General features: G+C 63.6%; 9 protein-coding genes. 1 reads left to right on the top strand and 8 read right to left on the bottom strand.

The genetic code is table 11. The features are described from left to right. Positions 1-59: 59 nt before the first annotated feature. Positions 60-1,577 carry a glutamate/gamma-aminobutyrate antiporter GadC gene (gene gadC / locus AC1REM_RS08515; protein ID WP_492514228.1) on the bottom strand — a complete coding sequence of 506 codons (1,518 nt, stop codon included), beginning with the start codon at positions 1,575-1,577 and terminating at the stop codon, positions 60-62. An 11-nt stretch (positions 1,578-1,588) separates the two neighbouring features. Continuing rightward, positions 1,589-2,965, bottom strand: a complete 1,377-nt coding sequence (gene gad / locus AC1REM_RS08510; RefSeq protein ID WP_492514227.1) for a glutamate decarboxylase — start codon at positions 2,963-2,965, stop codon at positions 1,589-1,591. 194 nt (positions 2,966-3,159) lie between these two features. On the opposite strand from gad, the gene AC1REM_RS08505 reads away from it, so the two are divergent. After that, positions 3,160-6,042, top strand: a complete 2,883-nt coding sequence (locus AC1REM_RS08505) for an HAD-IC family P-type ATPase (protein WP_492514226.1) — start codon at positions 3,160-3,162, stop codon at positions 6,040-6,042. A 459-nt stretch (positions 6,043-6,501) separates the two neighbouring features. On the opposite strand, the gene AC1REM_RS08500 is transcribed toward AC1REM_RS08505, so the two are convergent. From AC1REM_RS08500 to AC1REM_RS08475, 6 genes are all read right to left on the bottom strand, one after another. Next, entirely contained in the window at positions 6,502-9,240 is a 2,739-nt protein-coding gene (locus AC1REM_RS08500) for an NACHT domain-containing protein (protein WP_492514225.1), read from the bottom strand. Between the two features lie 395 nt (positions 9,241-9,635). Then, positions 9,636-9,956 (bottom strand): hypothetical protein, encoded by a 321-nt coding sequence (locus AC1REM_RS08495; protein ID WP_492514224.1) that lies wholly within the window; start codon positions 9,954-9,956, stop codon positions 9,636-9,638. Between the two features lie 154 nt (positions 9,957-10,110). Further along, positions 10,111-11,016, bottom strand: coding sequence for a hypothetical protein (locus AC1REM_RS08490; protein WP_492514223.1), 906 nt, complete (start codon positions 11,014-11,016; stop codon positions 10,111-10,113). Between the two features lie 169 nt (positions 11,017-11,185). Continuing rightward, positions 11,186-11,581: a hypothetical protein gene (locus AC1REM_RS08485; RefSeq protein ID WP_492514222.1), complete on the bottom strand. Its 396-nt coding sequence runs from the start codon at positions 11,579-11,581 to the stop codon at positions 11,186-11,188. Between the two features lie 53 nt (positions 11,582-11,634). Next, the gene (locus tag AC1REM_RS08480) at positions 11,635-12,798 is read right to left on the bottom strand and encodes a hypothetical protein (protein WP_492514221.1); all 1,164 of its coding nucleotides are present in this window, start codon (positions 12,796-12,798) and stop codon (positions 11,635-11,637) included. A 6-nt stretch (positions 12,799-12,804) separates the two neighbouring features. Next, complete coding sequence (locus AC1REM_RS08475; protein WP_492514220.1) at positions 12,805-13,653, bottom strand: LOTUS domain-containing protein; 849 nt, start codon at positions 13,651-13,653, stop codon at positions 12,805-12,807. Between the last annotated feature and the right edge of the window lie 446 nt (positions 13,654-14,099).

The raw sequence follows: 14,099 nt of genomic DNA, 5'->3' as shown, positions 1-14,099 counted from the left end.
CCTCGCGCCAGCGCGCACACCCGACAATCCGTGCCCGATGTGATCTGCTCCCGGAGATCTCAGGCCGTGGAGGTGGTGTCCTCGTCGTGTGTGCCATGCGCAGCCTTCTCTGCATCGCTGCGAGTGTCCCACGAGGGTTTCCTCAATGCGTAGAAGAGAAGCGGTGGGCCTCCGAGAACCACGATCACCGCCGCGACGATCCACGGGTAGAGCGCGGGTGGGAAGGCCGTGAAGCCCTGCGGGGGGATGAAAGCGAACACGAAGGCCGTCGCGCTTGCGAAGAACCCGACGCCCGCCACCAGCCCGAGGGCTGGCACGCGATATGCGCGCTTCACTCCCCCCTGCGTCCGCCGCAGAATGACCGCTGAGGCGAACATCATCATGTACATGATGAGATACAGCGCGGCGGACATGTCGATCAGCGCGACGAAGGCGGCGCTGACGTTCGGGACGATGATGAAGATCGCGGCCAGCACCGTGACGATCGTCCCCTGCAGCATCAGGATCCCGGACTGCACGCCGGCCTTGTTCTTCTTCTGCAGCCAGCGCGGCAGCAGCCCCGTCTCCGCTGCAGCGAGCACGCCCTTCGACGGACCGACGATCCAGGTGATCACTGAGGCCAGCGCACCGGCGGCGATCAGCGCCGACACCACCGCCGTCGCCCACTGACCGACACCCCAGTGTCCGAAGTACGCCTGGAACGCGAGCATGATGCCATTGGTCAAGCCGAGCTCCTTCTGCGGCACCGCCACGGCGATCGCAATCGTCGGCAGGATGAACACGAGCAGGATGAGGATGGCGGAAAGGAAGATCGAACGCGGGAACCCGCGCCCCGGATCCTTCATCTGATTCACATGCACAGCGTTGACCTCCATGCCGGCGTAGGCGAGGAAGTTCGACACGATGAGCACGATCGACGCGATGCCGGTGAACGGCGGAATCACCGCCTCCGGAGTGAGCGGCACCTGCGTCTTCTCACCGCTGAACACCCAGATCGCGCCGAAGACGATCAGCAGAGCAGCGGGCAGCAAGGTTCCGAGGATGCCACCCCAGGAGCCGAGCTTCGCGAAGAGGTTCCCTCCGCGCAGCGCGATCAGCGTAGAGCCCCAGTAGAGAACGAGAATCACCACTGCGGTGAAGAATCCGGAGCTCGACAGGGAGGGATCGAGCACGACGAACGCGAGCGCGCCGGCGATGAACGCGAGCTGCGTCGGGTACCAGACGACGTTCTGGATCCACTGCAGCCATACGGCGGTGAAGCCCCAGCGGTTGCCCATCGCCTCTCTGATCCAGATGTACACACCGCCCTTCCAGCCGGTGGCCAGCTCGGCCGCCACGAGAGCCGTGGGGATGAGGAACAGGATCGCCGGGATGATGTACAGCGTCACGCTTCCCAGGCCGAAGACGGCCATCGCCGGAAGCGACCGCAGACTGGCGACGACGACCAGGGTGAGCAGGGCGAGCTGGCCGACGCCGAGGAAGCTCGTCACGGTGGAACGCGGCGCAAGAGGGTGATTCGAGACCGCCCCGGACGTACCGGACGGGGTGCGAGGAGCCGGTGTCTTCGAAGTGGACATGTCGGCACGCCTCAGTGGTGGAATGCCGCGTGGGATGCTTCACGGGGCATGGGCGAGGTGAGATTGTCGAGATAGGCGACCTCGTTCTCGATCTCCTGGAGCAGCGACTGGGCCAGATCCATGCTGAGCCCGTTGCGGACGACGATGCGCTGCACAGTGATCTGCTCGAGATCAGCGGGCATCGGGTACGCCGGGATCAGCCAGCCGCGCATCCGCAGTCGGTCCTGCAGGTCGTAGAGGGTCCAGTTGTTCGTGTGCCCCTCTTTGAGCCGCCACGCGAAGACGGGGATGTCGCTGCCGTCGTTCCACAGTTCGAAGGCGTCGAGCTTCGCGATGCCCGCGGACAGGAACTTCGCGACATCCTGAGATTCCTGCTGCACGGCACGGTAGCCCTCGAAGCCGAGCCGGAGGAACAGGTAGTACTGCAGCACGACCTGCGCGCCCGGGCGCGAGAAGTTCAGAGCGAACGTGGGCATCTCTCCGCCCAGATAGCTGACCTTGAACACCAGATCCTCCGGCAGCCACTTCGCGTCCCGCCAGATCACCCAGCCCAATCCCGGATACACCAGTCCGTACTTGTGGCCGGAGGTGCTGATCGAGTGAACGCGGTCCAACCGGAAGTCCCAGACCAGGTCCGGCTGCAGGAAGGGCGCGATCATCGCACCCGAGGCGCCGTCGACGTGGATGGGGATGTCAAGGCCCGTCGTCCGCTGGATCTCGTCGAGGGCTGCGGCGATCTCCGCGACCGGCTCGTACATACCCGTGTAGGTCACGCCCATGATCGCGACGACGCCGATCGTGTTCTCGTCGACGTACTTCGCCAGGTCGTGCCCGTCGAGCGTCTTGTGCTCCTCGCTGATCGGCACGTAGCGCGGTTCGACGTCGAAGTAGTTGCAGAACTTCTCCCAGCACACCTGCACGGCTGAGGACATCACGAGGTTCGGCGAGGAGGTGTCCTTGCCTTCCGCACGTCTGGCCTGCTGCCAGCGCCGCTTGAAAGCGAGACCACCGAGCATGCACGCCTCGGATGAGCCGATCGTGGAGGTGCCGATGCTGTGCGCGGCATCCGGAGCGTTCCAGAGATTCGCCAGCATGCGCCAGCAGTTGTCTTCAATCGCGGCCGTCTGCGGATACTCGTCCTTGTCGATCATGTTCTTGTCGAACGATGCCTCGTAGACCTGTCGCGCTTCGTCGTCCATCCAGGTGCTGACGAAAGTCGCGAGATTCAGCCGCGCATTGCCGTCGAGCATCGTCTCGTCCTCGACGATCTGCTTCGCCGTGGCGGGAAGCGTCTCTGTGGCGGGAATCACGTGGCGCGGTGCGCCCGTTGCCTCCGTCGGCCTTGTGAAAAGAGGGGCAGCCGGGCTGAAGGAATCATCGCTGGTCATGTCGTCTCCTTGTTCCGCATGTGCGCCGACAGCGAGGGTCCGATCAAGCCAAATCGGTTCCACGCCGTCTGCTCGAATGTGAACAAGCTAGGCCGCGTTCGACGAACGCGCAAGCAAACGGCCCCGTGAGCGCCCACTGATCTCATCGGCGGCGGCTGCTGCGCCGGTGTCGCGGCCCACGCTACATTGAGCGCATGAGCGCCCCTGTCGTGACGAGCCCCGACGCAGGTCTGACGGCCGCGGATGTCGCCGATCGCATCGCCCGCGGCGAGACGAACGCCTACGACGCCGACACCAGCCGCAGCGCGTGGAACATCGTCCGCTCCAACGTCTTCACGTTGTTCAACGGCATCGTCTTCGCCTGCTTCTTCATCTTGTTCCTCGTCGGGCGGTGGCAGGACGCGCTCTTCGGTTTCGCAGCCTTCGGAAACGCGATCATCGGATGCATCCAAGAGTTCCGCGCCAAGGCCGCTCTGGACAGACTGGCGCTGCTGAGCGCTGCGCCCGCGCGCGTGCGCAGGGACGGCACCGAGATCGAGGTGCCGCCGAACGATGTCGTGCTCGACGACATCCTCATCCTCCGAGCGGGCGACCAGGTGCCCGCGGACGCGGAGGTGAGCTCCTCTCGGGGGCTTCAGATCGACGAGTCGATGCTGACCGGAGAATCCGATCCGGTCGACAAGAGGTCGGGAGAGCTCGCACTCTCGGGGTCGATCGTCGTCGGCGGTGAGGGGGTGGCTCGGGTGTCGCGCGTCGGCGCGGACTCCTACGCCAACCGCTTCGCGGGTGAGGCACGCAAGTTCTCCCTCGTCGCCAGCGAACTGCGCTCGTCCGTCAACCGGGTGCTGAAATGGGTGAGCTGGGGCATCGGCCCGATCGGCTTGCTGGTCTTCAACGCACAGGTGATCGTGGCCGGAGGGTACGAGGCGGCGTTCACCACCGGAGCATGGGTGCAGGCCGTCGTCAACACGATCGCCGCCTTGACGGCGATGGTGCCGCTGGGCCTGGTGCTGATGACCAGCATCGCGTTCGCGGTCGGAGCTGCCAAGCTCGCCCGACAGCAGGTCCTGGTGAATGAGCTACCGGCGGTGGAGGGCCTCGCCCGCGTCGACATCATCTGTCTCGACAAGACGGGGACGCTCACACTCGGCGAGATCGTCTTCGACGACGCGCATCCTCTCTCGACCCCCGTGGACGGGTGGGAGGACGCACTGGGGTGGTACGGCAGCGCTCCGGACGCCAACGCGACCGCACGGGCCCTGCGGTCGCGGTTCGGTCGCGATACCGCCTCGCATACACCCGCCCAGTACATTCCCTTCTCGTCCGCGCGAAAGTGGAGCGCCGTCTCCTTCGTCGAGCGTTCGGGCACTTGGGTCCTGGGCGCCCCGGAGATGGTGTTCGGCGACCTGGCCACCTCCGTGACGACACCCCTCGGCGCGGAGGTCATCCGTCTGGCCGAAACCGGTCGCAGGACGCTCGTCCTCGCCTACGCGCCCGCGTCGCTCGAAGAACGGGATGCCGAGGCTGAGCGTCTGCCCGCGGATCTGAGCCCGGTCACGGTTCTGACCTTTCGCGAGCAGGTGCGCCCGGACGCCGCCCGCACCCTCGAGTACTTCCGACGGCAGGGCGTGGGGGTGCGGATCATCTCCGGCGACAACCCCCGGACCGTTGCTGCGATCGCTCGGGAGGTCGGGCTCGACGCCGCGGACGGGTTCGATGCCCGTGAACTGCCCGAGGATCTCGTCGAGCTCGCCCGCGTGCTCGACGAGCACACCGTTTTCGGCCGGGTCACGCCCGAGCAGAAGAAGCTGATGGTCTCGGCGCTGCAACAGTCCGGCCACACCGTCGCAATGACAGGCGACGGGGTGAACGATGCGCTCGCGATCAAGTCGGCCGACATCGGGATCGCGATGAACTCGGGCTCGCCGGCGACGAAAGCCGTCGCACGACTCGTGCTGCTCGACGGTCAGTTCTCACACCTCCCCGATGTCGTGGCCGAGGGGCGTCAGGTGATCGCCAACATCGAACGAGTGTCGATGTTGTTCCTCACGAAGACCGTGTACGCCACCGGGCTCGCGCTGCTCTTCGGTGTGCTCCTGCTTGAGTTCCCGTTCCTGCCGCGCCAGCTCTCCATCACCGACGGGCTCACGATCGGGATCCCGGCCTTCTTCCTCGCGCTCCTGCCGAACGCGCAGCGCTATGTCCCCGGGTTCCTCCGACGGTCGCTGAGCTTCGCCATTCCCGCGGGCATCATCGTGGCGGTCGGGATCACGGCGTACACCCTTGCCGCACGCGATCTGGGGATCAGTCAGGAGCAGCTGCGCACGGGGGCGACGATCATTCTCGCCGTCGTCGGCATCTGGGTGCTCAGCGTGCTGGCGAGGCCGCTCAGCGCCGTGAAGATCGTTGTGGTCGGGGCGATGTTCCTCGCGCTGATCGGGGTCTTCACTCTTCCCCTGTCGACGCAGTTCTTCGCGCTGGTCGACCCCGGCCCCGACGCCGCGACGCTCGTTGCCGCCATCGCGATCCTGATGCTCTGTGGGATCGAGCTAGTGCGCCTCGTTCACAGACGGGTGTTGCGCCGGATCGCCGCAACACCCGCCGTGACCAGCGACACAACAGCCCCAAGGGGACGGCGACCGCGCAGCTCGCTGGTCGCGACCACGGTGGCACGGATCGTGGCTCTCGTGGTGCTCGCGCACGGCCTTCTCACGAGTCTGCTCGGGGTGCTGCTCCTCCTCGACCGATACTCCGGTGCGGACGACGCTGAAGTGGTCGCGCTCTCTCTCGTCGGAGCGGGCATCACCCTCTTCGGCCTCTTCGTGGTGGCTGTCTCCGGTGGGGTGCTCCGAGGCAGCCGTCCGACGCGGGTGCTGATCACGATCTACGCCACGATCCTCGCCCTGCTCGGCATCATCGGCATCCTCGCCGGAGATGCGTGGGACGTATGGGCGATCATCTCGGTCGTCGTCTCCGCAGCCATCGCCTCGGCGCTCTGGATCCCGCCGGTCGCATCGATCTTCGCCACGCCGAACGAGACCGCAACTGCAGAAGGTGGCCACGACAGCGCCGCATGACGCAGGCGTCGGCCAGTTTGGCACCGTGCACGCACACGCCTTCGCATGCGCGCGGTGCGCGCACACGAAGAAGCCCCTGCGGCGCTGAGCGAGGATTCGCATCAGCACCGCAGGGGCTTGTTTCGTTTTTGGCCTTGATCTGGTGTGCAGCGTCGACACTCTTGGCACTGATTCGTCGCACTTGGCGCAAGTCCCACCTGAGGTCGCCGGTCCAAGCGCCAGCCCTAGTGCGTCACAGAAGGTGGCACAGTATTTGCCCCGTCGTCCCACCAACCGGTTGGTCGTCCCGCTGGATCTCGCGATGCGCCGACGTGAATCGTCGCATCGCGTGTACCGGACCGTCGGCGAACCGACCGCTGGGCGTCAACGGCTCCCAGCGTTCGACACACACCACCAACTCCTCCGCCACGCTGCAGGGACGACGGCGTTGTCCCTCGTGTCGACTTGAAGACTCGACGGTCAGCCGTAGTAGGTGAATGAGTGCCGCCCTATGCTCCAGTCGCGCAGCCACCTCGGGACATGCTCGATGGACCGTGGAGCGGTCGGACGTTTTCCCGCTTTGAGAGATGCGGTCCGGTGCTGCCACAGATCGCGCGCCAGAATCGGTAGCTCCTCTGTCAGCCGGTCCTGCGCCTCCGAGTCGCCCTCAGTCGTCTCGTAGAGAATTCCCATCGCATACAGGTAGGACCACAAGGCATCTCCGCTGAGCACCCGCCCGTTCGGCACACCGAGGTATTCAACACGCCGCAGCGCTAGTTCGGCGAACTCGCGAGAGACCGCTGGATTCAAAGGAGTCTGTCGTGACCGAGCACGTATGACTGTGCCCTTGAACAGGCTCTCAAGGTCGTCGTCTTGGGTCTGACCTTTCGACTCGGCGGCGAGCTCAAGCCCGAACCAAAGCGTTCCAGGGCATCGCCCCGAGGCCCCCTCCGACGTGTAGAGGACAGCCTTGGAGACAGGCATCGCGACTGCATGGTGCCTCCACCGCCACGCAGCCACAGCGCCTTCGTACCAGGCGCCGTGGCTCGGCTGGTGCTCGGCGACCAGGACGGCAACGGCCGTCTTCCACGGTTCCGTATGGGCACCGATCTGGTCGAATACGTCAAGGGAAACCCATGCCCCTAGGAAGAGGCTGCGAGCGAGCGGGTTTCCGGCGATGAGATACTCGCGGATGAACTGGTCACGGGCATCGCTATGCAGAGTCAGCAGCGTCAGGAACGACCCACGCGGGATGTTTCGCGATTGTTGCCACAGCTCAAGGATCCTGTCGAATCCTTTCGCTCTCGCAGTAGCCGGAAGTGGCACCCCCTCCATCAGCTGCATAATGAGGACTTCGTCGCGGGTGCGCTCGCACACGACCTTGAAGGTGTTCGCAGCTCCTCGATCTACCTTGTCATCGACTGCCTGGAGCAAGAGCTCGGGGAGCACGGTCGTCGCGTCGCGATTGTGTGCGTCGACGAGAATCTTCGCGATCTGATCGGGATCCATGCTCGTGCGGGCGAGGGCTTCTGCGGTGAAGTATTCGAAGAACGTTCGATGAGTGAACTCGAACATCCGCTCCCCGTGGTCGGTCCCTGTCGACCCGAGCAACCAGGCTCGATCGGCACAAAATTCCAGGAACTCCCCGGCGCGTCGGCGCGCTTCTCCGTCTTCAACACCTGTCGCATCACGGAGATACTGACCGATGGTTTTCGTGATGACCGACTCGGACAGGCCGTTCTGTGCCGCCTGAGAGTTGTACACCCAGCGTGCCAGCTCCTGCATGATCCGGTCACCGTTCTTGTGGAGCTCTTCCGGCTGCCCGATATGGCGATGCGAGTCCCACTTGTGGAACAGCAGGTCTGCACAGTCACCGTAGATGTCCCGCCGCCGGATGGGGATCGACCCTCGCTCACGGTAAAGAATGCACAGCAGCGACAAAAGCAGCGGATTCTTGCGCAGGTCAGCTACCGACTCCGATTCGTTCTGGAAGTGCGGAGCAAGCTCGGGACGTTGGATATAGGCGAACCACTTTTGAATGTACTCACTGGACTGCTCTGGGCTGTACTCGTCCAACGTGAGGGTGTTGAATACAGCCCGCGGTAGCGGAGCGCGCTCGTATCCGATGGAGCGCGAGGTCACCAGGATGGGCGTAGCCGGGAACTCCGCGGCGAACATGGTAATCCTGTGCACCATCTCCACGCGCTGGGTGATGTCAGTAATCTCATCGAGCCCATCGAATATGACCACCATCAGACCAAGCGTAAGTGCGTCGCTGATGCCCTGCCGAGGGACCTCGACGCTCGACGACGCGCGAAGGTCGGCGTGCAGATACTCGACGATGGATAGGTCCTGTGCGCCTGGAAAGTAGTTTCGTGCGGTCAGCAGTACCGCCGGCTGACTCCCCGGATCCCCATTGAGTTCCTGCAGTAGATTTCGCACGAACGTGCTCTTCCCTGCACCCGGCGCACCATGCACCACCGCGCGATATGGTGCTCCGCGCTCTCCCAGTTGCGATCCGTCAACTCGCTCGTCCGTCGCCTTGTTGATTAGCGTGCGACTGACATAGAGTTCGCCAAACGTCGCTTGGCGGTCCATGCTCCGATAAGTGATGATCGGAGGCGCGGGGGCGTTCGCCAGTGCCGTCTTGATCCGCTCCGTGAGCGACAGCGCGTCGACAACGCGGTCGACATCAGCGCCGAGTCCAGCTAAGCGTTCCACATAGCGAGACGGCGTCGGGCCACCGTCATCGCGAGCGACCGCACGTCCAAGAGAGGTTTGAAGGAAGTCCTCGAATTCCGAGGCTGCGTCTCCGAGTTCTTTGCCGGCGGGCGTCGCCTTGTCGTAAATGTGGGTGAGGGCATCCCATACCGCCGTACGACGGTCATACCATCGGCTAGACCGCGCCGACCACCACTGTTGGGCAGCGTTCATGAAGAACTCCTGCACCGTTTCCAGCGACTCTTTCCGCACATCAGAAGAGGGCGTGAGCATCGTGAGGGCGAGCACACTGAGCAGCGCACGCGATTCCCGCTGGTCGAGGAACTCCTCAAGATCGGTGACGTCAGCGGCAGTGAGCCCTTTACGTCCATCGAGTTCAAGCCATCGGATAGGGAAGGTTCCGAACAGTCGCAACCGTTGCAGAGCCCGTCGGGACAGTTCAACAGCCGGCTTCACTCCGCGCGCGGCACCAGTGACTGCGGGCACATACTCAAGCATGCTCCGAGACTACGGTGTGGACACACCACTTGACAGCTCCGGGTCCCGCGCCACGTTGAATACGGTCTTCGTTCCGTAGCGTGGACCATGACTGTTCTGTGGTTCGTGTGTGTCGCGCACGTCGGGAAACTCGAAACAGAGCGCAGCCGCTGGAAAGCAGCCACTGGAAATGAGTAGATAGGGTTTGAGCCTCGAGTCAGCAGGCAAGTGCATCGCAACCGCATCGCCTGAGTCGCTTCACACACTCCACAACTGCGAGGGCTCAGGGTCCTCAACGTCAGGTCGCGAAGGTCGAGGAACGCGTTGCTTTCTTCCTCGTGGTCACGTCGGAGGCGTCGCTCCATAGAGTTGGATACTCCACCGACGCTCACGACGCGCCTAGGTGGTTCGTCGTCTCACGCGTACCGGACCGTCCGCATCGACGAACCATCCCATCGCGTCGCTCGCTCCCAGCTTTCCACGCCCACCACCCACTCCCCCGCTTCGCCGCGGGGTCGGCGGCGTTGCTCCTCGCCTCGAAACGCATCGGGGATCGCCTCGACGATGGCTCCGTTGGGACCAACTATCTCGACGATGCGAGCATCGATGCGTCGGATGACGACTGTCTTCGGGGATGCGCGGGTCACCTGGTAGAAGTCGACGATCGTCTGCGGGACGCCCCAACAAGAGACGAGGAGGTCGCCGACATCGAACGGATGGCAGGCAGAGGATGGCATGGGGCACGTCCCGGAAAACGAAATGATGGGCCGGCGGTCGACGACTCACCCGTCCATGCGCGGCGCTTCCCCGTGACTGTGACATGAATCCCGTGTACGTGCCTGCACTTCACCTGCTCCACCCCGCGTCTACACGGTCACAGCATCCTCGTCTTTACACGCAAGATCGATGCGAGCGTTCGCTCGAGGCCAGGCAGCACCGTGAACTGTTCGTCGATTTCTGCGGCTTCCGCGGCGGCGATGCAACGCACTCCCGTTTCGTGCGTCTCGATGAGGTACGCCATCGGGCACTCGCACGCCACAGTGAACCAATAGAAGCGGCCGCGGTGCGCTTCCGGACGATTTCTGCTGGGTACTGGGTGTGGTGTCTACCGCACATCAGCGGAAGCTGCACCTGGTCTGCACGCAGGTCGTTTTGGGGGAGGTCGACCGCCGAGGCGAGCGGACGCACACTCACCAGGGGATGGTCGGAGCGCAGCGAACGCGCGTTCGCCAACTCCATGTAGCTCTCTCGCGTCACAGTCCGGCCGGTCGGCCATTCGACACTTCCCTCTGCCGGCCACAGGCGGGCGAGGTCGAAGTTGGTCTCAACATCCACCGACAGCGCCGGGGACATGAATCGGATTCCGTACAAGACAAGGGCACCGACGGTGACCGTCATCGCATACCCTTGCGGAACGTCCGTGATGGGGTTGCCGCCGATGTGCACGACAACCGGGGTCACCCGCACTCCCCACCCGGGAATGTCCGTGCGCCCGATCCAGAAGCTGGAGTCCGGCAGCGGCTCCTGCGCGTCGAACAGCGCCCGGTACTCAACCGCCGGGACGCCATGCCCCCGGTCGCGCTCATCCTGGCTCGATACGAGCATCGATACCAAGGCAGTCTTGTGCGCCCACGTCGCGACAGCCTGCAGGTCACTCGCCTCGATGCGTCCGGGCTTATCGAGGATGGAGGGAGTGAGGATGCGTTGTACGTGGGCCTCCAGCTTACTCATCCACCCGTTGTTGCACGCCGCACAGAAGCACTTGACGGTCTGGCTGAACGGTGCACGAACGCCCATGCTCCGGCCGAGTTGATTTAGCTGTCCCGCGGCGTGTAGGGCCGTTCCCATCGGGAGACCGATGCGACTCAGCCATTGACCGAAGACGTGCTCCAAGGTGAGCGGAGCATCCGAACCACAGAACACACACAAGGAAGCCATCTGTTCACCCTCTCGTGATGTGCGTGGTTCAGGGAATGGACGCTAGATCGATCTGGCACGCGACCCGCGAGTACGTCACTCCCTTCTTCTCCGTCGTCTCGATGTCTGAGATCTCGAAGACGCCCAGGAACCGGTAGTACCGCGTCAGGAGCACCGGGTCTTTGAACCGCGCAAACACGATACTGCGAACGCCCTTGTCGTAGATGTAGTCGCCGTCTGCCAGCTGCGCTTCTACGACGGTCTGTTGGTCCCGACTGAGAGTGTTTTCAGTCGTTTCACGACGACTGACCGCTGGGACGCGTGGCACGTGCGCATCGCTGACTACGCGAGCTCTATCGATGCGTTCCGGTCGCTCGCTGAACTCGGGCTGGAGTAGGAAAGACTTCGAGACGAAGGTTGCAGCGGCGGCGTGCCAGGTTGGCACCAACATTGAGCATCGCTGGGATCTCTACCGTGGGAAGTCGTCTCGATCCGAGTTCAAGCTTCTGCTTCGGCGTCTTCGGTAGCGCCAGGATGGAAGACGGCGTAGACGCCGCAGTTTGGATACTTCTTGCAGTGGTGGAGCCAGGCGGGAACAAAGTTCGAGTACCGGTGCTCCATCCCTTTCGTCGCTTTCGGGCCGGACCAGCGCACGAAGGATGAACGCCCATGTGTGCACGGCGTAGGTGCTCCGGCATCGAAGTTGTCGTACCTTCGGTTGCTTCCAACCTTGCGGTGGAAGATCTCCTGCCCCACGTTGAGGTCACGACGTTCGAAGGCGGACGTCTCTTCCTCCACCACGTGGGAGGCGAGGGCGACCGCAACGAGTTGATATACGTCGTCGAAAGGAAGGTGGCGGACATCGATAGTGGTGGCAGAGAGCTTATCCCCCTCGGATGTGACGGGTGCCTCACCTTTCCACGGATCGAACCGGATCACTTGCCGGACCTTGTCGCCGACCGCGCCAGTGAAACTCGGACCGTGGTGGAAGGCCGCCGCGACCCCGAAGGCCGCTGCGAGGTTCGAGAGCTGCTGCCGCCATTGGTCGGGCACGTCGAGGGCCCCAAGCCCCGCTGGAGCACCCAGAAACACGACGGAGAATTCGAGATCTCGAGAAGCGCGCGTCGGAAGTGGGAACTCGTTTAGCCAGCTCAGGTAAGTACGCATCACTTCCCCGAGCTGCGCATCGCCGTCCATATCCAGGACAGTCACCGCGATGCTGCTTTTCTGAACACTCGCCGGCACCGGGACGCGCCCCCCTTCCGGGGTGTGTCGCGGCAGGATCCATGTGTCGAGCTTTACCAGCAGCTCCAGGGGGAGCTCGTTGCTATCGTCTCGACCGAAGATCACAGCCTGACGGACATGCTCGAGTGCGCCGTCAGTCTTCTTCACACTGAACGAGGGCGCCGCGAGCACATCAGCAACGAGGCGAGCGGCGAGAGTTTGGTTAATGCCTTCGACGCCGAGCGCGCTCTCGAGCTGAATCGACAGCGACTCGACGAAGGTGAAGTCGGAATGGCGCTGGAGGGCTGCATGAAGCAGCGCCCGCGACGTTCGCTCCCCCTGCCACGATTCGACGAACTCGGGGTCGATATCCGAGATGTCGCGCGTGCTGAGGAATGTCAGTGCGTCGCGGATCGGTTGCGCGGTCTGCCTGGGCATCCCCGTTCAGCGGGCGACGAAGTAGCCGGCGGGGATGGGCAGCGCGGCGAGCTCCGCGAGACTCATCTGGTCGATGACCCGGTGCAATTTCTCCCGCAGCTCAGCCTCGACGCCCCCGTTCTGCCGCGGCGGTTCGATAGGTGGACTGTCGGAGGGTCGCTTTGCTGCTTGTTCGCGCGGACGCGTGTCGATGATCTCTGACACGGGAACCGAGTTTCCCACCGCCCATGATGATGCGTGCTCGGCGACCTTCTGCTGCAGACGAACAGTCCACGCCCCCTGAAGACGGAGACGGGTGAGCGCACGCTTGAAAGCACCAGGGTTCGGGTCGTCCAAGGACTCGACAAGCTGTACTCGCTTGTCTTCGTTCTGCTCCTGCGCGAATTCACGCATCCACGACAGTTGGTCATTCATCGTCACGGGCGCGATGGCCACGAAGCTGTCTGGCTCGCTTTCCCACAGGGGCGCACCGTCCTCACCGGACGGCACAAACACGGCACGCCCTCGCCGCCGGTCCCACTGCCGGACACCGGTGTCCCACGTCAGCATGGTGGACCACAAGTCGGCTTTCAAGCGCGAGCGCGGAGGCATCTCTGGCCCAAACGATTGAAGGCCGTGCAGGCGAGGGTGACCGTCGACAAGTTCCAGCCGGAAGCGCCCTTCGCTGTCCCCTTCGCTCAAAAGATGCACGAACTTCTTGAACCCGAAGGTGCGCTCATTGAAGCCGGGGAAGACTTCACCCAGGTACTTCTTCGCGTATGCGCCGTACAGCACTGCACCGCGCTCGGTGTATTCGGTTGCCACGCGACTGAGCGCATCGAACACGTCGGGCAACGTCGGGGTGGACTCCGCCATCAAGGTATCTCCTTCGGATATGGCGATAGCCCTCACCAACCGGTGAAGGCTATCCCAAAACCATGATGTCGTCCACGAATTTCACGGCAGTGACCCCACCTCCGCAGCCGAAGCACTGGAGGTCCCCGTAGGTTCGCGAATGCAGGACCCCGTGTACTAGCGGTTACCGGCATTCGATGAGCGGATACTGGCCAACTTCGCTTTCGACCAGGTCAACTCACCTGAGGTATGTCAAGCCCTCTGAGGGCTGACGACTTTAGTTGTGTTGCGACGATGTGTGTTCGTTGCCTCACCAGTATAGACGAGGAAAGCGAAGCGCTCGCAACTCCCCCTATGCGCGTTACGCCAGGGCGAGCCTGAGCTGCGGCAACAGTAGTCGTTCGTTGACGGGCCCAATACACCGCCGCGCAGGCCTGTGAGCGTAAGTATGGATGGGCAACGCTGCG

The sequence above is a fragment of the Microbacterium sp. GW823-FHT02G05 genome (genome assembly GCF_058797175.1).
This window is presented reverse-complemented; position numbering and strand designations above follow the sequence as displayed.

What these genes read in the sequence shown, in the direction of transcription:
- AC1REM_RS08475 (WP_492514220.1), bottom strand. Translation starts at nt 13,653, where the DNA reads ATGGCGGAGTCCACCCCGACGTTGCCCGACGTGTTCGATGCGCTCAGT.
- AC1REM_RS08500 (WP_492514225.1), bottom strand. Translation starts at nt 9,240, where the DNA reads ATGCTTGAGTATGTGCCCGCAGTCACTGGTGCCGCGCGCGGAGTGAAG.
- AC1REM_RS08480 (WP_492514221.1), bottom strand. Translation starts at nt 12,798, where the DNA reads ATGCCCAGGCAGACCGCGCAACCGATCCGCGACGCACTGACATTCCTC.
- gad (WP_492514227.1), bottom strand. Translation starts at nt 2,965, where the DNA reads ATGACCAGCGATGATTCCTTCAGCCCGGCTGCCCCTCTTTTCACAAGG.
- AC1REM_RS08505 (WP_492514226.1), top strand. Translation starts at nt 3,160, where the DNA reads ATGAGCGCCCCTGTCGTGACGAGCCCCGACGCAGGTCTGACGGCCGCG.
- gadC (WP_492514228.1), bottom strand. Translation starts at nt 1,577, where the DNA reads ATGTCCACTTCGAAGACACCGGCTCCTCGCACCCCGTCCGGTACGTCC.
- AC1REM_RS08490 (WP_492514223.1), bottom strand. Translation starts at nt 11,016, where the DNA reads ATGGGCGTTCGTGCACCGTTCAGCCAGACCGTCAAGTGCTTCTGTGCG.
- AC1REM_RS08495 (WP_492514224.1), bottom strand. Translation starts at nt 9,956, where the DNA reads ATGCCATCCTCTGCCTGCCATCCGTTCGATGTCGGCGACCTCCTCGTC.